Source organism: Borborobacter xinjiangensis, from assembly GCF_047739745.1.
Classification (GTDB): domain Bacteria; phylum Pseudomonadota; class Alphaproteobacteria; order Rhizobiales; family Rhizobiaceae; genus Pseudaminobacter.
Genome location: NZ_JBLLVA010000003.1, coordinates 1 through 20,107 on the forward strand (window position 1 = coordinate 1; position 20,107 = coordinate 20,107).

The 20,107-nt window shown below is 62.0% G+C and carries 19 protein-coding genes; 8 read left to right on the forward strand and 11 right to left on the reverse strand.

All coding sequences use genetic code 11. From position 1 onward, the window contains the following. Positions 1 to 270: 270 nt before the first annotated feature. The 10 genes from ACLKMW_RS04515 to panB form a co-directional block, all read right to left on the reverse strand. Positions 271 to 906, reverse strand: a complete 636-nt coding sequence (locus tag ACLKMW_RS04515) for a sarcosine oxidase subunit gamma (RefSeq protein ID WP_415723203.1) — start codon at positions 904 to 906, stop codon at positions 271 to 273. Continuing rightward, complete coding sequence (locus ACLKMW_RS04520) at positions 899 to 3,952, reverse strand: sarcosine oxidase subunit alpha family protein (RefSeq protein WP_415723204.1); 3,054 nt, start codon at positions 3,950 to 3,952, stop codon at positions 899 to 901. Before ACLKMW_RS04520 ends, ACLKMW_RS04515 begins: the two co-directional genes overlap by 8 nt. Continuing rightward, positions 3,949 to 4,260, reverse strand: a complete 312-nt coding sequence (locus tag ACLKMW_RS04525) for a sarcosine oxidase subunit delta (RefSeq protein ID WP_415723205.1) — start codon at positions 4,258 to 4,260, stop codon at positions 3,949 to 3,951. Before ACLKMW_RS04525 ends, ACLKMW_RS04520 begins: the two co-directional genes overlap by 4 nt. 24 nt (positions 4,261 to 4,284) lie before the next feature. After that, the gene (locus tag ACLKMW_RS04530) at positions 4,285 to 5,538 is read right to left on the reverse strand and encodes a sarcosine oxidase subunit beta family protein (RefSeq protein ID WP_415723206.1); all 1,254 of its coding nucleotides are present in this window, start codon (positions 5,536 to 5,538) and stop codon (positions 4,285 to 4,287) included. A gap of 52 nt (positions 5,539 to 5,590) precedes the next feature. After that, positions 5,591 to 6,934 carry a type III glutamate--ammonia ligase gene (glnT, locus tag ACLKMW_RS04535; RefSeq protein ID WP_415723207.1) on the reverse strand — a complete coding sequence of 448 codons (1,344 nt, stop codon included), beginning with the start codon at positions 6,932 to 6,934 and terminating at the stop codon, positions 5,591 to 5,593. Positions 6,935 to 6,996: 62 nt separating this feature from the next. Next, positions 6,997 to 8,325 carry an FMN-binding glutamate synthase family protein gene (locus tag ACLKMW_RS04540; protein ID WP_415723208.1) on the reverse strand — a complete coding sequence of 443 codons (1,329 nt, stop codon included), beginning with the start codon at positions 8,323 to 8,325 and terminating at the stop codon, positions 6,997 to 6,999. A 12-nt stretch (positions 8,326 to 8,337) separates the two neighbouring features. After that, complete coding sequence (locus ACLKMW_RS04545) at positions 8,338 to 9,075, reverse strand: GltB/FmdC/FwdC-like GXGXG domain-containing protein (RefSeq protein ID WP_415723209.1); 738 nt, start codon at positions 9,073 to 9,075, stop codon at positions 8,338 to 8,340. 3 nt (positions 9,076 to 9,078) lie between these two features. Then, positions 9,079 to 9,975 (reverse strand): class II glutamine amidotransferase, encoded by an 897-nt coding sequence (locus tag ACLKMW_RS04550; RefSeq protein ID WP_415723210.1) that lies wholly within the window; start codon positions 9,973 to 9,975, stop codon positions 9,079 to 9,081. A gap of 257 nt (positions 9,976 to 10,232) precedes the next feature. Then, the gene (gene panC / locus ACLKMW_RS04555) at positions 10,233 to 11,093 is read right to left on the reverse strand and encodes a pantoate--beta-alanine ligase (protein ID WP_415723211.1); all 861 of its coding nucleotides are present in this window, start codon (positions 11,091 to 11,093) and stop codon (positions 10,233 to 10,235) included. After that, a complete protein-coding gene (panB, locus tag ACLKMW_RS04560; RefSeq protein ID WP_415723212.1) occupies positions 11,090 to 11,941 on the reverse strand; it encodes a 3-methyl-2-oxobutanoate hydroxymethyltransferase in 852 nt (283 codons plus the stop codon). The genes panC and panB overlap by 4 nt, the downstream gene beginning before the upstream one ends. A 279-nt stretch (positions 11,942 to 12,220) precedes the next feature. Between panB and coxB the strand changes: the two genes are divergently transcribed. The 6 genes from coxB to ACLKMW_RS04590 all read left to right on the forward strand — a co-directional run bounded on the left by coxB (position 12,221) and on the right by ACLKMW_RS04590 (position 17,247). After that, a complete protein-coding gene (gene coxB / locus ACLKMW_RS04565; protein ID WP_415723213.1) occupies positions 12,221 to 13,048 on the forward strand; it encodes a cytochrome c oxidase subunit II in 828 nt (275 codons plus the stop codon). Continuing rightward, positions 13,049 to 14,827: a cytochrome c oxidase subunit I gene (gene ctaD, locus ACLKMW_RS04570; RefSeq protein WP_415723214.1), complete on the forward strand. Its 1,779-nt coding sequence runs from the start codon at positions 13,049 to 13,051 to the stop codon at positions 14,825 to 14,827. It begins immediately after the preceding gene. Next, entirely contained in the window at positions 14,824 to 15,528 is a 705-nt protein-coding gene (locus ACLKMW_RS04575; protein ID WP_415723601.1) for a cytochrome c oxidase subunit 3, read from the forward strand. The genes ctaD and ACLKMW_RS04575 overlap by 4 nt, the downstream gene beginning before the upstream one ends. A 12-nt stretch (positions 15,529 to 15,540) precedes the next feature. Beyond that, positions 15,541 to 16,263: a heme-copper oxidase subunit III family protein gene (locus tag ACLKMW_RS04580; RefSeq protein WP_415723215.1), complete on the forward strand. Its 723-nt coding sequence runs from the start codon at positions 15,541 to 15,543 to the stop codon at positions 16,261 to 16,263. Positions 16,264 to 16,272: 9 nt separating this feature from the next. Then, positions 16,273 to 16,656 (forward strand): cytochrome C oxidase subunit IV family protein, encoded by a 384-nt coding sequence (locus tag ACLKMW_RS04585; protein WP_415723216.1) that lies wholly within the window; start codon positions 16,273 to 16,275, stop codon positions 16,654 to 16,656. A 120-nt stretch (positions 16,657 to 16,776) separates the two neighbouring features. Beyond that, positions 16,777 to 17,247, forward strand: coding sequence for an aminoacyl-tRNA deacylase (locus tag ACLKMW_RS04590; RefSeq protein WP_415723217.1), 471 nt, complete (start codon positions 16,777 to 16,779; stop codon positions 17,245 to 17,247). Positions 17,248 to 17,322: 75 nt separating this feature from the next. On the opposite strand, the gene ACLKMW_RS04595 is transcribed toward ACLKMW_RS04590, so the two are convergent. Beyond that, on the reverse strand, positions 17,323 to 17,961 hold the full coding sequence (locus ACLKMW_RS04595) for a DNA-3-methyladenine glycosylase I (protein ID WP_415723218.1): 639 nt from the start codon (positions 17,959 to 17,961) through the stop codon (positions 17,323 to 17,325). 203 nt (positions 17,962 to 18,164) lie between these two features. On the opposite strand from ACLKMW_RS04595, the gene ACLKMW_RS04600 reads away from it, so the two are divergent. Together ACLKMW_RS04600 and ACLKMW_RS04605 are read left to right on the forward strand one after the other, a co-directional pair. Then, positions 18,165 to 18,959, forward strand: a complete 795-nt coding sequence (locus ACLKMW_RS04600) for a L,D-transpeptidase (protein WP_415723219.1) — start codon at positions 18,165 to 18,167, stop codon at positions 18,957 to 18,959. A gap of 198 nt (positions 18,960 to 19,157) precedes the next feature. Continuing rightward, positions 19,158 to 20,084 carry a bifunctional 5,10-methylenetetrahydrofolate dehydrogenase/5,10-methenyltetrahydrofolate cyclohydrolase gene (locus tag ACLKMW_RS04605; protein ID WP_415723220.1) on the forward strand — a complete coding sequence of 309 codons (927 nt, stop codon included), beginning with the start codon at positions 19,158 to 19,160 and terminating at the stop codon, positions 20,082 to 20,084. The last annotated feature ends 23 nt before the right edge of the window (positions 20,085 to 20,107 follow it).

Consider the following 20,107-nt stretch of genomic DNA (forward strand, 5'->3'; position numbering starts at 1 on the left):
CGGCGCACCCAGCCCCGCCACGACCGCATCCAAGCAAAAGGCCCGCCAAACCGGCGGGCCTTTCGCTTTTTGTTTTGGGCCTACCTGCAAAGATCAAGGCGGTAGCGCACGCCGAAAGTCCCTCCCCTTCTCCGCCAGGATGCTGCCTCCGATGTCGCTGTCGCGATGCGCAGGACAACACGACCAAGCTGCGCCAAACGCAACGCCGAAAAGCGAAAGGGCGGCAAAATCGCCGCCCTTTCGTCGAAGCAACTTGTGTTTAAGGCGGCCCTATGAGTCGAGGCCGTGCGGCGCTGCCACCTCGATGCCGTACTCGGCAGCCGAATCCGTGATCGTGTGCCAAAGGCTGTCGGCAAAACTGCTGAAGAACAGGATGCTGTAAGTCGGCGATCCATCCTTGGCATCGGCTTCCCGCCAGAGATTGACCGCCGTGTGGTCGATCGAGGTCGCAGCCGCCGCTCCGACCGGAAAGACGCTGTCGTGCAGATCGATCGACGACAGCTTGGCCAGCAGATCGCGCGCGCGCGGGCCCGAAACGCGGACCATGCAACGCCCGTCGGACTGATCGGACAGGGACGCGATGCCTGCAAAGGCCTCGCGCATCGTATCGAGAGGGCGAATGCTGGTGCCGCGCGCCGACAGTGCCATTACCTGATCGGGTCCGGACCAGATAAGGACGCTCTTGCCGGCCGCGACCGTGTTCGGCTTGGCAGGCCCGGCGACGCCGAAATGCGCTTTGACGGCCTTGGCTGCCGCCGCGGACTTTCCGCGCCGGGTCATGATCTGGACGAGATTGAAATCGCGAATCTCGGAAAGCTTCACGCCAGCCTGCCCCGCAACACCAAGGCTGCCAGGAACAACTGTCTGCTCTAGCGGGGACCGTGCGGTCCAGACGAAATCAGGCACGCTGACGCCCTCCTTCGGGGTCATAGAAGATGGGATTGCAAATCTCGACGTCGTAATCCTCGCCGCGCAGCGGATCATGTGCGCGCACGATTTCACCGAAGCGCTCACGCCCACGTTCGACCAGGCCCATGCCGACCCACTGGCCGAGCATCGGCGAGTGGCAGACAGAGGTGACATAACCGTGATCCGTCTCCGGTCCGACGATAGCCCCCTTGGGGATGATATGCGCACCAGAGCGCAGCCGCCGCGTCTTGTCGACCGGCTTGATGCCGACGACGACCTGACGGTCCTCCGCCACGAGCGCCTCGCGTCCGGCCATGACACGGCCAATGAAGTCCTTTTTCTTCGACATCATCTTGCCGAGGCCGAGATCGGCCGCCGTCGTGGTGCCGTTGAGCTCGGGACCGGCAACGTGGCCCTTTTCGATACGCATCACGCCGAGCGCCTCGGTCCCGTAAGGGGTGACACCGAAAGGCTTGCCGGCGATCATCAGATTGCGGGCCAGCGCGTCGCCATAGCGGGCCGGCACCGAAATCTCGAACGCCATCTCACCCGAGAAGGAGATCCGGAACAGCCTGGCATACATGCCGCCGCGAAGCGGTACTTCGCGCACGCCCATGAACGGGAAGCCCTCGTTGGACAGGTCTTCGGACGGATCGACGATTTCGCGCAGCAGATCGCGGGTCTTCGGACCGGCGATCGAGAACGTCGCCCACTGGTCGGTACAGGAGGTAAGTTGCACGTCGAGTTCCGGCCACAGGACCTGGCGGCAGAATTCCAGATGCTGCATCACCGGTCCGGCCTTGGCCGTGGTGGTGGTGAGGAAGTAATGATCCTCGGCCAGCCGCGACGTGGTGCCGTCATCCATGACGATGCCGTCCTCACGCAGCATCAGGCCGTAGCGGGCCTTGCCGACGGCAAGGGAAGAGAATGCGTTGATGTAGACGCGATCCAGGAAGACACCCGCGTCCGGCCCCATCACGTCGATCTTGCCGAGGGTCGAGACGTCGCAAAAGCCAACGCCGTTCCTGACGGCCAGGACCTCGCGATTGACCGAGGTCAGCCAGTCCTTCTCGCCCGCGAGCGGATACCACTGGGCGCGCTTCCACAAGCCGGTGTCGACGAAGACGGCACCGCGCTCGGCAGCCCAGTGATGGGACGGCGTGAGGCGAGTCGAGTGGAACGCCTCGTCGCGGTGATGACCGGCCAAGGCGCCAATGGCGACAGGCACCTGCGGCGAACGGTAGATCGTCGTTCCAGTCTGCGGAATCGAGCGTCCGCTGACATGCGCCATGATGGCGAGGCCGGTGACGTTGGAATTCTTGCCCTGATCCGTTGCCATACCGAGCGTGGTGTAGCGCTTCAGGTGCTCGACGGACTCGAAACCTTCGCGCTGCGCCAAGGCCACATCGGAAGCCGTCACGTCGTGCTGGAAATCCACAAACGCCTTCTTGCCGTCGACATGCCACAGCGGAGTGATCGAGAACGCCTCTTCAGCCGCGCTCGACGCGTTGCCGGACTTCTTCCCGTGACCGCTTTCAGCGGCAGCCGCAGCGCCCGCCGCATGGCCGAGCCGCAGGCAGGCGCCCAGCGAAAGATCGCCATTGGCGGCACCGACCACGACCATGCCCGTCGGGCACTCGCCCGGAACAAAAGCAGCGATGTCATCGCGCCATGCAGGGCGGCCGCGATGATTCGACGCCAAGCCGACATTCGGATTCCAGCCGCCCGACATGGCGAGCGTATCGACGGCGATTTGCGTCGTGCCGCCGTTTGCCTGGGCGACGCTAACCTTGCTTATTCCCGAAACGCCGCCGGCGACATCGTTGACGACGCCGTTGAGCAACGGGAAGCCGGAGGCCTTAGCCAGGACCTGGTATTCTTCCGGAACACGCGACCGCGAATCGACCACGGCGGCGATCTCGATGCCGGCACGAAGCGCCGATTCGACCGTCCTCCAGCCGTCGCTGTTGTTGGTGAACACCGCGAGGCGCTTACCCGGCTGCGCCGCAAAGCGCTCGATATAGGTGCGCACCGCCGAAGCCATCATGACGCCCGGACGATCGTTGCCGGGGAACACGATCGGACGTTCGACCGCACCGGCAGCGACGACGCAGCGTTTGGCGACAACGCGCCAGAGGCGCTGACGAACCTGATGCTTGGCAGGCGCCACGACATGATCGTTGACCCGCTCGAGCGCTCCGTAGGTGCCGCCGTCATAGACGCCGAACACGGCCGTACGGGCCATGATGCGGACGTTGGGCAGAGATGAAAGTTCGGCCAGGGCCGCCGAGAGCCACTGGCGCGCGGGTGACCCGTCGATTTCGCCGCGATCGGAAAGCAAGCGGCCGCCAAGCCGGCTATCTTCCTCGCACAGGATGACGCGAGCGCCGCTTCGGCCGGCGGCAAGTGCTGCCGAAAGGCCAGCCGGGCCGGAGCCGACGACCAAAACATCGCAATGCGCCCACGCCTTGTCATAATGGTCCGGATCGGGAAGACCGCTTGACCGGCCAAGGCCAGCGGCGCGGCGGATAGCCGGCTCGTAGAGCGATTCCCAGAACTTCGCCGGCCACATGAACGTCTTGTAGTAGAAGCCAGCGACGAAGATCGGCGAGAACAGTTGGTTGATCGCCATCACGTCGCGGCGCAATGACGGCCAGCGGTTCTGGCTCTGCGCCTCCAGGCCGTTGTAGAGCTCGATCGTGGTCGCCTTGGTGTTGGCTTCGCGCCGCGCGCCGCTGCGCAATTCGACCAGCGCATTCGGCTCTTCGGAGCCTGCGGTGAGAATGCCGCGCGGACGGTGATACTTGAACGAGCGGCCGACGAGCGTCACGCCATTGGCGACCAGCGCCGAGGCCAGCGTGTCGCCGGCATAGCCGGTCATCTGGGCGCCATCGAAGGTGAAGGTAAGCGGCGCCGAGCGGTCGATCAGACCGCCATTGGCAAGGCGATGGGACTGGCGCGTAGCCGCTGCGACGTTGTCGACCTTCTCGGCTTCGGCTGTAGTCAGGGCAAGCGCGCCCTGGTGAGATTGTGAACTGCTCATGATCTGGCGTCCGCCTTTGGCGATGCGGCCCCTGCGCCGGGCGCAGGGCGCACCGACTTGATTTCATGGGTGAGCGTGTTGCGCTCGGCAATCAGCCACGAGCGACAGCCGCCGCCGTGATACCAGTATTCACTCATGTCGCCGGCGACATTGTCGCGCAGATAGACATAGTCGTAGAACGCTGCTTCCTGCCCGTTCGCGCCGTCTCCTTCAAGCGCGGTCACTACCGGGCGCTTCGGCTTGGCGTCGCCGAGATAGGTGAATTCACCATTCTCGCGCGTTCCACAAAATGGACATGCTATGCGCATTTCCGACTGTCCTATTCTGTTTCTTCAATGAAGATTGGGTTGGGCGCCCTGGCCCTTCTCATCGATCATGGCGCCGCGCTGGAAGCGGTCGAGCCGGAAGCGTTTGGCTTCCTGGTGCGGTTCGTCGCGCGCCAGAAGATGCGCGAAGGTGAGACCTGCTGCCGGGGTCGCCTTGAAGCCGCCGTAGCACCAACCCGCATTGACATAGAGACCGTCGATCGGCGAACGGTCGATGATCGGCGTACCGTCCATCGACATGTCCATGATGCCGCCCCACTGACGCAGCAGGCGAACGCGGCCGATCATCGGCATCAGCGCCATGCCGCCCTCGCAGACGTCTTCCATGGTCGGCATGTTGCCGCGCTGGGCATAGGAATTGTAGCCGTCGAGGTCGCCGCCGAAAACCAAACCGCCCTTGTCCGACTGGCTGACGTAGAAGTGCCCTGCGCCGAAGGTAACGACACCGGGAAGAAGCGGCTTGATGGCTTCCGAAACGAACGCCTGCAACACGTGGCTTTCAATCGGCAGTCTGAGGCCCGCCATTGCCGCCACGCGGGAGGAGCTGCCGGCCACCGACATGCCGACCTTGCCGGCGCCAATCTTGCCGCGCGAGGTCTCGACGCCGGTCACCTTGCCGTTCGCATCGCGAACAAACCCGGTCACTTCGCAATTCTGGATGATGTCGACGCCGTATCCGTCCGCAGCATGAGCATAGCCCCAGACCACTGCATCGTGACGCGCCGTGCCAGCCCGCTTCTGCCACAGGCCGCCCTGAATGGGGAAGCGCGCATTGTTGTAGTTCAGGAAGGGCAGAACCTTGCGGATCTGGACGGCATCGAGCAGCTCGGCGTCGATGCCGTTGATGCGCATCACGTTGCCACGCCGTGCGAAAGCGTCGCGTTGGGCATCCGAATGATAGAGATTGATGATGCCGCGCTGGCTGACCATCGTGTTGTAGTTGAGGTCCTGCTCCATCTGCTCCCACAGCTTCATCGAAAGCTCGTAGAAGCCGACATTGCCGGGAAGCATGTAGTTGGAGCGGATGATGGTGGTGTTTCGGCCGGCATTGCCGGAGCCGATCCAGCCCTTTTCCAGCACCGCGACATTCTTGATGCCATAGGTGTGGGCCAGGAAGTAGGCGGTTGCCAGACCATGGCCGCCGCCACCGATGATCACCACGTCGTAGTGACTTTTCGGAGCCGGGTCACGCCAGGTGCGTGCCCAAGACTTGTGACCGGAAAGCGCGGCGCGCGCCAAGGAAAAAATCGAGTATTTCATCACTTTTAATTCCGCGACGCGGCCTGCTGTTCCGATTCCAGGTACGCTGGTTTTAGCAGTCCAGCGTGTGGTCGAGTTCCCACTGGGTGAGATGCGAGACGTAGGAATTCCATTCCGCCGTCTTCATCTTGACGAAGCCGTTGACCAGATCCTCACCCAGCGCGGCCTTGAATTCCTTGTCCCCGTCGAGGAGACGCAGAGCGTCGAGCAGGTTCAACGGCAACCTCGGAGCATCCTTGATGGTGTGCCCTTCGGTGTACATGTTGATGTCGCTGCGCGGACCTGGCTCGATCTTGTCGCGAAGGCCCTTCAGACCGGCAGCCAGAATAACCGCCTGCATCAGGTAAGGATTGGCGGCGCCATCGGGCAGTCGCAGCTCGAAGCGGCCGGGTCCGGGCACGCGCACCATATGCGTGCGATTGTTACCGGTCCAGGTGACCGCGTTCGGCGCCCAGGAGGAGCCGGAAACCGTGCGCGGCGCATTGATACGCTTGTAGGAGTTTACCGTCGGGCAGATGATCGCCGTCATGGTGGCGGCGTACTTCATGATGCCGCCGAGGAAGTACATGCCCTTCTGCGACAAGCCATCCGCCGAACTGTCGTCAGCGAACACGTTGGACTTGCCGGACAGATCCCATGCCGAGATGTGCGCGTGGCAACCGTTACCCGTCAGATTTGGGAATGGCTTCGGCATGAACGTGGCGCGAAAACCGTATTTTTCCGCCAGCGATTTGATCATGAACTTGAAGAAGGAGTACTTGTCGGCCGTCGTCAAAACGTCATCGTACTTCCAGTTCATTTCGAACTGGCCGTTGGCGTCTTCATGGTCGTTCTGGTACGGTTCCCAGCCGAGTTCCAGCATGGCGTCGCTGGCTTCGCGGATGATGTCGAAGCGACGCATCAAGGCTTGCTGGTCATAGCAAGGCTTCTTGGAGTTGTCGTGCTCGTCCGACAAAGCCTTGCCGTCAAAGGAAACGAAGGAGAATTCCGGCTCAACACCGGTCTTGACCCGGATACCCTGCGCCGCAGCTTCCTCGACAAGACGCTTGAGGGTGTTGCGCGGCGCCTGATCGACGCTTTTGCCTTCCATTACGCAGTTCGAAGCGACCCAGGCAACTTCCGGCTTCCAGGGAAGCTGGATGGCCGATGCCGGGTCCGGCACCGCCAACATGTCGGAGTCCGCCGGCGTCATGTCCATGCCGCCAGCAAATCCGGCAAACCCGGCACCGTCCTTCTGCATACCCGCGATGGCGCGGGTCGGAACCAGCTTTGCACGCTGATACCCGAGAAGGTCGGTGTACGTGACCATGAAATATTTCACGTTCCGAGCCCTGGCGAACGCCTCGAGGTCGGTCGTTACGCCATTGTCAAGTTTGTTCTCAAATGTCGTGCCCATCAATGTTCCTCCCTGCCAGTCATTGGACGGCGTCTATAGTATGATCCTCCCCAAGCCCTGCATCAAAACTGTGTCTGACCGGGGATCCACTTGGTTCCGGCCAAGGGAACACCCGACATGGCGGCAGCTTCGACCGTCAAGGCGCAGAGGTCTTCAGGTTCCAGGTTATGCAGATGGTTCTTGCCGCAAGCACGCGCGACAGTCTGCGCTTCGAGCGTCATCACCTTCAGGTAGTTAGCCAGTCGGCGTCCGGCTGCAACCGGGTCGACACGCTTCATCAGTTCCGCATCCTGCGTGGTAATGCCAGCAGGGTCCTTTCCTTCATGCCAGTCATCATAGGCACCGGCAGTGGTGCCGAGCTTCTGATACTCGCTCTCCCAATGCGGATCGTTGTCGCCGAGCGCAATGAGCGCCGCCGTACCGACCGCAACGGCATCGGCGCCGAGCGCCAGTGCCTTGGCCACGTCCGCGCCATTGCGGATGCCGCCGGAGACGATGAGCTGGACCTTACGATGCATGCCGAGATCCTGCAATGCCTGAACGGCAGGCCTGATGCAGGCGAGGATCGGAAGACCGACGTGCTCGATGAACACCTCCTGCGTTGCGGCGGTGCCGCCCTGCATGCCGTCGAGCACGACCACGTCTGCACCCGCCTTAACGGCAAGAGCGGTGTCGTAGTAAGGACGCGTGCCACCGATCTTCACATAGATCGGCTTTTCCCAATCGGTGATTTCGCGGATTTCGAGGATCTTGATCTCGAGGTCGTCCGGACCGGTCCAGTCGGGATGGCGGCAGGCCGAACGCTGGTCGATGCCCTTGGGCAGCGTGCGCATCTCGGCAACGCGGTCGGAAATCTTCTGACCAAGAAGCATGCCGCCACCACCGGGCTTCGCACCCTGGCCAACGACCACTTCGATGGCGTCGGCGCGGCGCAGGTCGCGCGGGTTCATGCCGTAACGGGACGGCAGCATCTGATAGACCAGCTTCTCGGAGTGACCGCGCTCTTCCTCGGTCATGCCGCCGTCACCCGTCGTCGTCGACGTACCCGACAACGAGGCGCCACGGCCGAGCGCTTCCTTGGCGGGGCCGGACAGCGAGCCGAAGCTCATGCCGGCGATGGTGATCGGGATCTTCAGTTCGATCGGCTTCTTGGCGAAGCGGGTGCCCAGAACGACATTGGTGTCGCACCGTTCACGGTAGCCCTCAAGCGCATAGCGGGAAATCGATGCGCCCAGGAACAGGAGGTCGTCGAAATGCGGCACCTTGCGCTTCGCGCCACTGCCGCGAATGTCATAGATACCGGTTGCCGCTGCGCGGCGGATTTCCGACATCGTGTAATCATCGAAGGTCGCGGATTTACGCGGAGTCGTCGGCGGGTTCTGATAGGTCATAATATTCTGGCCTCAGTATGCGGCGGCGTTATCGATGTTGAAATTGTAAAGCTTGCGAGCCGACCCATAGCGAGTGAACTCTTCAGGCTTCGCATCCTTGATGCCAGCACGATCAAGAAGCTCCTGCAGCTTGGCGATGTGCTCGGGCCGCATCTCCTTGGCGATGCAGTCGGCACCAAGGCTTTTCACCTTGCCGCGCACAAACAGCTTTGCTTCATAGATGGAGTCGCCAAGCGCGTCTCCGGCATCCCCCAGAACCACAAGGTGGCCGGACTGCGCCATGAAAGCTGACATGTGACCGACATTGCCGCGAACGACGATATCGATACCCTTCATCGAAATGCCGCAGCGCGAAGACGCATCGCCTTCGATGACGAGCAGACCGCCACGACCGGTCGCACCGGCATACTGGCTGGCATTGCCCTTGACGATGATTTCGCCCGACATCATGTTTTCGCCACAGCCGGGACCAACCGAGCCGTGCACGGTGATCGTGGCTTCCTGGTTCATGCCGCCACAGTAGTAGCCGACACTGCCACGGATATCGACATTGATCGGGGTGTCGACGCCGGCCGCGACCGCATGACCACCCTTCGGGTTCAATACTTCCCAAGCGGTATGATTGGAGCCGCGCTCATTGTCGTGAAGCGCCTGGTTGAGTTCGCGCAAAGTCGTTACTGCAAGGTCGAAGACCCTCGGCTCGGACCCGAGATCGGGGGATACCGCAAGTGCGGAATTTGTCGTGTGCATGGATCAATGCTCCCAAAAATAGACCGTCGACGGCTCAGGCTCCCAGACCCTGGCCTGCTCGATGCCCGGCAGATTGGCAAGCGCCCGATATTCCGAACCGAATGCCACATACTGATCGGTTTCCGCCATGACCGCCGGCTTGCAGGCGATCGGGTCGCGAACGACGCCAAAGCCGTTCTTGGTTCCGACGACGAAATTGAAGAAACCATCGAGGTCGTTCAGGCTGCTCTCAAGCGCTTCGCCGAGGTTGAGACCATCGGCCATCTTCGAGGAGATGTAGGCTGCCGCGACTTCGGTGTCGTTCTCGGTCTCGAACTTCATGCCCTTCTTGATGAGTTCGCGACGAACGTTGCTGTGATTGGACAGCGATCCATTGTGCACGAGGCACTGGTCGGGGCCGGTCGAGAACGGATGCGCGCCAAGCGTCGTCACCGCCGATTCAGTCGCCATGCGTGTGTGGCCGATGGCGTGGGTGCCGCTCATGCCGGAAAGACCGAACCGGTCGGCGACGTCCTCGGGAAGACCCACTTCCTTGTAGATTTCAATCGCTTCGCCGATGCCCATGATGCGCACGTTCGGGCGCAGTTCCAGGACAGCCTCGCGAGCCTCCTGAAGCTTCGCTGCCGGCACATCCAGCACGGCATGCGTCGACTTCGCCAGCATCTTCACCGACTCGCCGATCTTCTCGCCAAGCTCCTTGTCCAGACCGGCAAAATCGGCCTCGGCAGCAGGCGACTGAATGGTGATCTTGCCGCGATTGCCCGCGGCCGCATTATAGATGGCGATGCCTGCGCTGTCGGGGCCGCGATCGGTCATCGTAACGAGCATTTCGGACAACAGAGCGCCGAGCTGCGGCTCCAGCGATTTGTCCTTCAGAAACAGTCCGACAATCCCACACATGGACCTATGTCCTCCTTCCGTGTCTTTCTATCTCAATCGGTACCAGTTTTAAAAACCGATTTCAACTACCATGAATGTTTTTTTCATCATAGCAAAGTGCAAATTTTCAAAAAGGACTTTCTCCACATCTGATTGCGGAGCGCAAACGAATGATGTCGGCTGCACGCCCCGTCGAGGCGGGAGCGCACAGTTTTCGCGGCTCACGAGAGCCGAAAACAAGAGGATAAGGTCTCTAAAGAGGGGACTGTCGGCGTTAGTCAGGCGGAACCCGGCGGGCCAACTTTGACATTGTCGATAAGCCGCGTCTGCCCGAGCCATGCCGCCGCCAGCAGGCGCGCCGGCCTGTCAGCGCGCTTAAGCGGCGAAAGGTCATCTTCGGCGCGCAGTTCCAGATACTCGACCTCTCGATAACCGGCGGCGACGATTGCCGCCTTCGCTTCCTGGAGAATCGGTTCGGCCGCGATCGCGGACACGAGCTTTCGTGCCGCATCCGACATTATCATTGCCAGCTTCGGCGCGATCTCGCGCTCTCGATTCGAGAGGCGGACATTGCGCGAGGAAAGCGCCAGCCCGTCGGGCTCGCGCACCGTCGGGCAGCCGACGATTTCGATTGGAATATCGAGGTCGCGGGCCATGCGCCGAACCACATGCAATTGCTGGAAGTCCTTCTCGCCGAAAACGGCGATGTCGGCTCCTGTCTGGAGGAAAAGCTTGGTCACCACGGTGGCGACACCATCGAAATGGCCGGGCCGGTAAGCCCCGCAAAGACCTTCGCTGACGCCGCTCACCGAAACGGTCGTGGCAAAGCCCGCCGGATACATTTCCGTTTCGCCCGGCGCATAGAGAAGATGTGCGCCGAGCGGACCGAGCTTGGCCGCGTCCTCCGTTTCGGTTCGCGGATAGGTCGCGAGATCGGTGGCGTTGCCGAACTGCCTGGGGTTGACGAAAAGCGTGACGATCACCCGGTCGGCAAGGTTCATCGCGGCACTAACAAGGCTGAGATGCCCCGCATGCAAGGCGCCCATCGTCGGCACCACCGCGATCCTTTCACCCTGCGCACGCCACGCGGCGATGGTCGATCGAAGTTCGGTTGTCGAACGGACGATCGCCACGGTCATGTCGATGCTCCCTTGCCGCCGGTTTCACCCTGCGAGACGTCGGCGGAAACATGCTCGTCCGCCGGGAATCGCCGCTCGCGTACTTCCGCTGCGTAGGCGGCGATCGCCGCATCGGCCTCGCGGCCCAGATCGGCATAGCGCTTGACGAATTTCGGGCGGAAGTCGGTGAACATGCCAAGCATATCGTCCACGACCAGCACCTGCCCGTCGCAGGCGGCGGATGCCCCGATGCCGATCGTCGGGATGGCCACTTTTGCGGTGATGGCGCGGGCGAGAGGCTCCGTCATCTGTTCGAGCACGACGGAGAATGCTCCGGCTTCGGCGACCGCCACCGCATCGCGCAGGACACGTTGTGCGTCCTCTCCCCGCCCTTGCACCTTGTAGCCGCCCAGCGTGTTTACCGCCTGCGGGGTCAGCCCGACATGAGCCATCACCGGAATGCCGCGTCCGACAAGGAAGCGCACCGTATCCGCCATGGTCTCGCCGCCTTCGAGCTTCACCGCCCCGCAGCCGGTTTCGGCCATGATGCGCGCGGCGTTGCGGAAAGCCTGCTCGCGGCTTTCCTCATAGCTGCCGAAGGGCATGTCGATCACCATCAGCGCGCGCTCGACGCCGCGCCGCACCGCCTGTCCGTGCATGATCATCATGTCGAGAGTGACGCCGAGCGTCGAGGAAAGGCCGTGCAGCACCATGCCGACGCTGTCGCCGACCAGAACGATGTCGCAATGCCGGTCGACCAGACGTGCAACGGGCGTCGTGTAGGCGGTGAGGCAGACGAGTGGCGTGGCGCCCTTGCGGCGCGCGATATCCGGCGGGGTCAGTGCCTTGATGTCTGCCGATGCGCTCATGATTGTCCTTCCCCAACGTCATCTCAGGCGATGTGCCACAGATTTGTGCCCATGCGAAGAGTTTTGTGCTTTGCACCTAAACAGCCTGAGCAACTGCAAGATCAAGCGGCATCCGACCGGTGAGCGGATTCAGATACGAAAGCACGGCGTACCTCAACCGTAATGATGCTTCGGCCTTGCTCCCTCAGACTGGAAATTCCACAATAAAACGAGCTATTATGGCGCCGACATTCGCAAGGCAGTCGGAAGTGTCCCTCGGAATACCGGGAGGAACAGAGAATGGCCATAGCGCTTGTGTTGGTTCTGGTGGTGGTAGGCTCGGTGCTTTTCCATGTGCTGAGCCCATGGTGGTGGACGCCGATCGCATCCAACTGGAACTATATCGACCAGACGCTCATCATAACCTTCTGGATCACCGGCGCGGTTTTTGCCGCCGTCGTGCTGTTCATGGCTTATTGCGTGTTCCGCTTCCGCCACAAGGAGGGCGCGCAAGCCGTCTACGAGCCGGAGAGCCGGCGACTGGAATGGTGGCTGACGGTGGTGACCGCAATCGGCGTCACCGCCATGCTGATTCCCGGCCTGTTCGTGTGGAGCCAGTTCATCAACGTGCCCGACGACGCCACCGAGGTCGAGATCGTCGGCCAGCAATGGCAATGGAATTTCCGTCTGCCGGGCGCCGACGGCAAGCTCGGCACCTCCGACAGCCGGCTGGTCAGCACGGAGAATCCGCTGGGCATCAATCCGGACGACCCAAACGGCCAGGACGACGTGGTCGGAGAGGCCGCGGACCTCCATCTTCCGATCGGCAAGCCGGTGAAGGTGCTGCTGCGATCGATAGATGTGCTGCATGATTTCTACGTGCCGGAATTCCGCGCCAAGATGGACATGATACCGGGCACCGTCACTTATTTCTGGTTCACGCCGACCCGAACGGGGAACTTCGAGGTCCTGTGCGCCGAACTCTGCGGCACGGGCCACGCGTTCATGCGCGGCGTGGTCGCGGTCGATACGCAGCAGGACTATGACACGTGGCTGCAGGAGCAGTCGACCTTCGCCCAATTGTCGGCTCCCCAGCAGGTGGGAGCAGCCGAGCAGCACGAGAGGTGAATGATGGTCGATGTCACACCCGGCGCGGTTGACGGCGTACCTCCCGCCGAAGTCCCCGAAGTCGAGCTTTACCATCCGCATAGCTGGTGGACGAAATACGTCTTCTCGCAGGACGCCAAGGTCATCGCGATCCAGTATGCCGGAACGGCGATCGCCATCGGCATGGTGGCGCTGGTGCTGTCCTGGCTGATGCGGCTGCAACTCGGCTTTCCCGGCACCTTCGATTTCATCACGCCGGAGGCCTATTACCAGTTCGTCACCATGCACGGCATGATCATGGTGATCTATCTCCTGACCGCGCTGTTTCTCGGTGGCTTCGGCAACTACCTGATCCCGTTGATGGTCGGCGCCCGCGACATGGTGTTTCCCTATGTCAACATGCTGAGCTACTGGATCTACCTGCTTGCGGTTCTGGTGCTCGTGGCCGGTTTCTTCGCGCCTGGCGGCCCCACCGGCGCCGGCTGGACGCTCTACCCGCCACAGGCGATCCTGTCGGGAACTCCCGGCGGAGAAGGTTGGGGCATCATCGTGATGCTTACCTCGCTGATCCTGTTCATCATCGGCTTCACCATGGGCGGTTTGAACTATGTGGTGACAGTGCTCCAGGCACGCACCCGCGGCATGACGCTGATGCGCCTGCCGCTGACAGTCTGGGGCATACTCACCGCCACGGTAATGGCGCTGCTTGCCTTCCCTGCCCTGTTCGTCGCCTGCGTGATGATGCTGTTCGACCGCCTGCTCGGCACCAGCTTCTTCATGCCCGCATTGGTGGAAATGGGCGAGCAGCTACAATATGGCGGCGGCAGCCCCATCCTGTTCCAGCACCTGTTCTGGTTCTTCGGCCACCCGGAGGTCTACATCGTGGCGCTACCCGCCTTCGGTATCGTCTCCGACCTCATCAGCACGCATGCGCGCAAGAACATCTTCGGCTATCGCATGATGGTATGGGCGATCGTCGCTATCGGGGCGCTGAGCTTCATCGTCTGGGCGCACCATATGTATGTCAGCGGCATGCATCCCTACTTCGGCTTCTTCTTCGCCACCACCACGCTGATCATCGCCATTCCCACCGCGATCAAGGTCTACAACTGGGTGCTGACGCTGTGGCGCGGCGACATTCACCTCACCATCCCGATGCTGTTTGCGCTGGCTTTCATCGTCACCTTCGTCAATGGCGGGCTGACCGGCCTGTTCCTCGGCAATGTGGTGGTCGACGTGCCGCTTTCCGACACCATGTTCGTCGTGGCGCATTTCCATATGGTCATGGGCGTCGCGCCGATCCTGGTGATCCTTGGCGCGATCTACCATTGGTATCCGAAGATGACCGGTCGCATGTTGAACGAGGCAATGGGCCAGTTCCATTTCTGGATCACCTTCATCGGCGCCTATGCCATCTTCTTTCCCATGCACTATGTCGGGCTGATCGGCGTGCCGCGCCGCTATCCGGAACTGGGAGAAACGGCCTTCATCCCGGACTCGGTCCATACGCTGAACGCCTTCATCACCGTTGCCGCGCTTATCGTCGGCTTTGCGCAACTGGTGTTCCTGTTCAATTTGTTCTGGAGCCTGCGCTTCGGCAAGGAATCCGGTGGCAACCCCTGGCGCGCGACGAGCCTCGAATGGCAGACGCCGACCACGCCGCCGCCGCACGGAAACTGGGGCAAGGAACTGCCGGTAGTCTATCGCTGGGCCTATGACTACAGCGTTCCCGGCGCGCCGGAAGACTTCATCGCGCAGAACGATCCATGGCCGACCAAGGCCACGACGAGGCCGGCATGAGCGTCATCGTCGTCTTCCTGCTGGTACTTGCCGGGGTGGCGGGATGGTGGCTCGCCCAGCAGCGGCTGATGTCGAAGCCCTGGCTGGAACATGGCCCCTCCAACGCGTTTCCAGGAACCGAGGCGCCCGACCTGCCTGCGGAGAAGATCGGCCTTGGCGTCTTCCTCGCCGTCGTTGGTTGTCTGTTTGCGCTGTTTGCCAGCGCCTATTTCATCCGAATGGGATTGCCGGATTGGCAAGCCATGCCGGTGCCGCCGCTTCTGTGGCTCAACACCGGCATGCTCGTGCTCAGCAGCGTGGCGCTGCACCTGGCAGTCGTTGCCATTCGCAGGGATCAGCTCGGCACGGCAAGGCTTGCGCTCGGCACCGGCGGTTTGACGGCGCTGGCGTTCCTGGCCGGGCAGTTGACGGTATGGCGCGACCTGACCACCGACGGCTATTTCCTGTCGGGCAATCCGGCAAACAGCTTCTTCTACCTGATCACCGGCATGCACGGTCTGCATATCCTTGGCGGCCTGGTGGCGCTCGGCCGCACGACAGCCCGAGCCTGGAACGTCGAGGAGGCTGGGCGCCTGCAACTCAGCATCGAGCTCTGCGCGACCTACTGGCATTTCCTGCTCTTCATCTGGCTTGCGATCTTCGTGCTCCTCGCCGGCTGGGCCAACGCGCTCATCGACATCTGCCGCCAATTGCTGACCTGAAGGACCACGCATATGGCCGAGACGACGCTAACGACCATTCAACCGACCCAGGAACGGCCGGGCGGGCTGCGCGGCGTGGCAGCCGACTGGTCGTCCGACCAGCGCGCCTTCAAGAACGTACCGTGGGGGAAGGCCATGATGTGGATCTTCCTGCTCAGCGACACCTTCATCTTCGGCTGCTTCCTGCTCTCTTACATGACGGCGCGCATGTCGACGCGAGTGCCATGGCCGAACCCGAGCGAGGTGTTCGGCCTGCATATCGGCTCGGTAAGCGTACCCCTGCTCCTGATTGCCATCATGACCTTCGTGCTGATCTCGAGCAGCGGCACAATGGCGATGGCGGTGAATTTCGGCTACCGGCGCGAGCGCCGCAAGACGGCCGTCCTCATGCTCATCACAGCGGCTCTCGGCGCGACATTCGTCGGCATGCAGGCCTTCGAATGGACGAAGCTGATCCAGGAGGGAGTGAGGCCCGGGGGAAACCCCTGGGGCGCCGAACAGTTCGGTTCGTCCTTCTTCATGATCACCGGCTTTCACGGGACTCACGTGACCTTCGGCGTCATCTTCCTCCTGATCATCGCCAGAAAGGTATGGAGGGGCGATTTCGATCACGGAAGGCGAGGCTTCTTCACAAGCCGCCCTGGCAGCTATGAGAGCGTCGAGATCATGGGGCTTTACTGGCACTTCGTCGACCTGGTCTGGGTGTTCATTTTCGCCCTTTTCTACCTTTGGTGAGGAAGAGAAATGGCACAGGTAACCCCGCAAGAACTGCACGACCGTACCAATGGCGGTTCGGCGCAAGCGGCCGCGCATACCGAGGGCCAGCAGCATCCGATCAAGCTCTACCTTGTGGTCTGGGGGTGGTTGTTCGTCCTTAGCGCCTGTTCTTATGCCGTCGACTATGTCGGATTGCAGGGCTATCTCAGATGGTCGCTGATCCTGATCTTCATGATGCTGAAGGCGGGCCTGATCGTCGCCATCTTCATGCACATGGCCTGGGAGCGCCTGGCGCTGACCTACGCCATTCTGCTGCCGCCGCTGCTGATCCTGGTCTTCGTCTGGATCATGGTTTCGGAGTCCGACTACACGCTGCTCAGCCGTGTTCTCTTCTTCGGAGCCGGGTCTTAGGCATCTACCGGCACGCGGCGCCAAATCCATCGGTTCGGCGTTGACATCGCAACCGATGAGAGGAGAATAAGTCCCTCGTTTACTTACGCGTCGCCGCTCCAACCCGAAGGGACGCCTACGATGACGATCGCAAAGAAACTCCAGGACTACATAGACGGCGAGGGAATTCCCTACGACACCGTCGCTCACCACCGCACCGCCACCGCCAGCCAGTCAGCGCAGGCGGCCCATGTTCCAGGCAGCAGACTTGCCAAGTCCGTGGTCGTTCACCACGAGATGGGATATGTGCTGGCTGTCGTGCCCAGCAACCACCGGGTCGAATTCTCGACCTTGCAGGAGGTTGTCGACAGGCGCCTCGGTCTCGCCTCGGAAGATGAAGTCGGCACGTTGTTCGACGATTGCGACATTGGCGCCGTCCCGCCGATCGGGTCGGCTTACGATGTACCGGTAATCCTCGACCAAAGCCTCGGCGAAGCCGGCGACATCTATTTCGAAGGCGGCGACCACAAGACGCTGGTGCATGTGAGCGGCAGAGACTTTCGCAACCTGATGAAGGATGCGCGGATCGCCCGGTTCAGCCACCCGGCGTGACTGAAGCGCCCGTCAGGCGGTGAGTCATAGGGGCGGATAGCCCCGGCGTCGGCTCGTCTGGAAAACGCGTGGACGCTAACGCGGGCGCGTAAAATTCGCGCGTTCCGTTTCCACAGCGCCACGGCAGGCGCAGCCTTCGATATGGTCGTTGACCAGCCCCATCGCCTGCATGAAGGCGTAGACGGTGGTCGGGCCAACGAAGCTCCAGCCGCGCTTCTTCAACTCCTTCGATATGCGCGTCGAGGTCGGCGTGGTCGGATTGGCGATCAGGCTGGCATAGTTGACGATTGCCGGACGCTCCTCGGGGCCAGGCTCGAACTTCCAGAACCATGCGGCGAGCGAACCGGCCTCCTGCGCCAGTTCGCGGGCGCGTCTGGCGTTGTTGATGGTCGAAGCGATTTTTCCCCGGTGGCGCACGATGCCAGCATTGCCGAGCAGGCGCTCAACATCGGCGTCGGTGAACTCGGCGACCCGCTCGAAATGGAAATCGGCGAAGGCTTCGCGAAATCCCTCGCGCTTGCGCAGGATCGTGAGCCACGACAGGCCTGATTGGAAACCTTCAAGGCAGATCTTTTCAAAAAGGCGACGATCGTCCGCGACCGGCCTGCCCCATTCATGGTCGTGATAGTGGAGATAGTCCGGCAGGTTGCCGGGCCAGGAGCAGCGGACGACGCCATCCTCGCCCGAAATCAAGCCCGTTTTCTGAGATTCCATGCTGTTTCCGATAGCTGACATCGCCGCGAACGGCCTTTACGCCGCCTTTACCAGATTCCTGAACGAGGCGGTAACCACATCGGAAGGTTTAAGCGTCGGTTCGCATTTTACACATCCCGATTCATGTTTTCGTTTCCCGATCCCGCCAAAATCGTGACCGGAGCGGGGGCTTCCTCGCGCATATCAAGTTGAGAGTGCGTCCGATGAAACATGTACTTTTCGTCGGGGCGACAGCGCTTGCCGCGGCCGTCGCCTCGCCTGCCCTGGCCAATGACCGCTATGCCGAGCGGCCGCCGGTGGTGGTCAGTCCCGATCTTTCAGCACCCTGGGTCATGCAACTCGGCCACACGCCCGGCAAGGCATTTCGCCATCAGGTACGCCAGAGCCTGCCAAGCGGCGTGCAGGTGCAACCCTTTGCCGAGGAACCGCGGTTCGACCGGCGCTACGGCAAGAAGACGAGCCGCGAGACCGCGCCGGATGGGCAACGCACCGCCGGCATCGCAGCCGCACGGGCTAAGCCGGCCGCGCGCGCACAGCAGATCGATCCCATCTATCTGCCGCAGACCGTCGCCTATGACGGTCCGCACAAGCCGGGCACGATCATCATCGACACGAAACAGAATTTCCTCTTTCTGGTCGAGGCCAACGGGCAGGCGCGGCGGTACGGTGTCGGCACCGGCAAGCCGGGCTTCGAATGGGCCGGCACACACAAGGTGACACAAAAACGCGAGTGGCCGGACTGGCGGCCGCCGGCGGCGATGATCGCGCGCGAGCGGGCCAAAGGGCGCGTTCTGCCGGCTCATATGGAAGGGGGACCGGACAATCCGCTGGGCGCGCGCGCTCTCTATCTCGGCTCCACCCTCTACCGCATCCACGGCACCAACCAGCCCTGGACGATCGGCGCAGCGGTCTCTTCGGGTTGCATCCGCATGCGCAATGAGGACGTCGTCGATCTCTACGAACGCGTGAGGGTCGGAACGCAGGTGGTGGTCATCTGAATAGCATCGCCGCTGGCGAGGAGCAGCCCGTCAGTGGTCGTGCTGCTCTTTTGCCATGCCTCCCAAGCGACTATATACTCGCGGGATGCGCTCGGATTTTCCTTGTGTGAAAATATTATTCTTTCGGCTATGCTGAAACATAATGCTGCAAAACAGCAATCCTTGCGCTATAGCCCCGACCGCCGAAGGAGATGTGAAATGCCGCTCGACGACACCCGCTACTTGAAAGGCGCGCCGGTTGCCGCCCGCATCATGCAAGAGGTCCGTGAAGCCGCCGAAAAGGCGACTGCCGAAGGTTTTCCGCCTCGCCTGGTGTCCATCACCGTAGGCGACGTGGCGGCGGTCGACGTCTATGTTCGCAACCAGCGCGCAAAGGCCGAACGGGCGGGCATCGATTTCGAGGAACGCCGTTTCGCCGCCGAAATCACGGCGCGCGAACTGGAAGCCGCCATCCAGAGCATGAATGCCGACCCGCGCGTTACCGGTATCATTATCCAGCGCCCGGTGCCGTCGCATATCCCGATCAAGGCCATCCAGGGCGCGATCCATCCACTCAAGGATGTCGAGGGCATGCATCCGGCCTCGATCGGCAACATCGTCTACAACGAGCTCGACCTTGCTCCCTGTACTGCGGCAGCTTCGGTGGAACTCCTGAAGGCGACCGGACTCGACCTCAAGGGCCTCGAAGTGGTGATTGTCGGGCATTCCGAAATCGTCGGCAAGCCGATCGCCTTCCTGCTGATGAGCGAGGGCGCGACAGTGACGGTCTGCCATCACATGACCCGCTCGGTCGCCGCTCACGCAAGGCGCGCCGATGCGCTGTTCGTGGCCGTCGGCAAGCCGCGCCTGATCAAGGCGGACATGGTGAAGCCGGGTGCTGCCGTTATCGATATCGGTATCAATTCCGAAACCGCGCCCGACGGCTCGACTCGTATCGTCGGCGATGTCGATACCGACAGCGTCAAGGAAGTGGCGTCGTGGATCACACCGGTGCCGGGCGGCGTCGGGCCGGTTACCGTGGCGATCCTGCTGCGCAATACGATGGTGGCGCTGAACCGCCAGCGGGCGCTCTATCAGTCCACCTATCGGGGGGCGGACGACTCGACGGTCGTGAACTTCAGGTAGGAATGGTTCAAACATCGGACCGT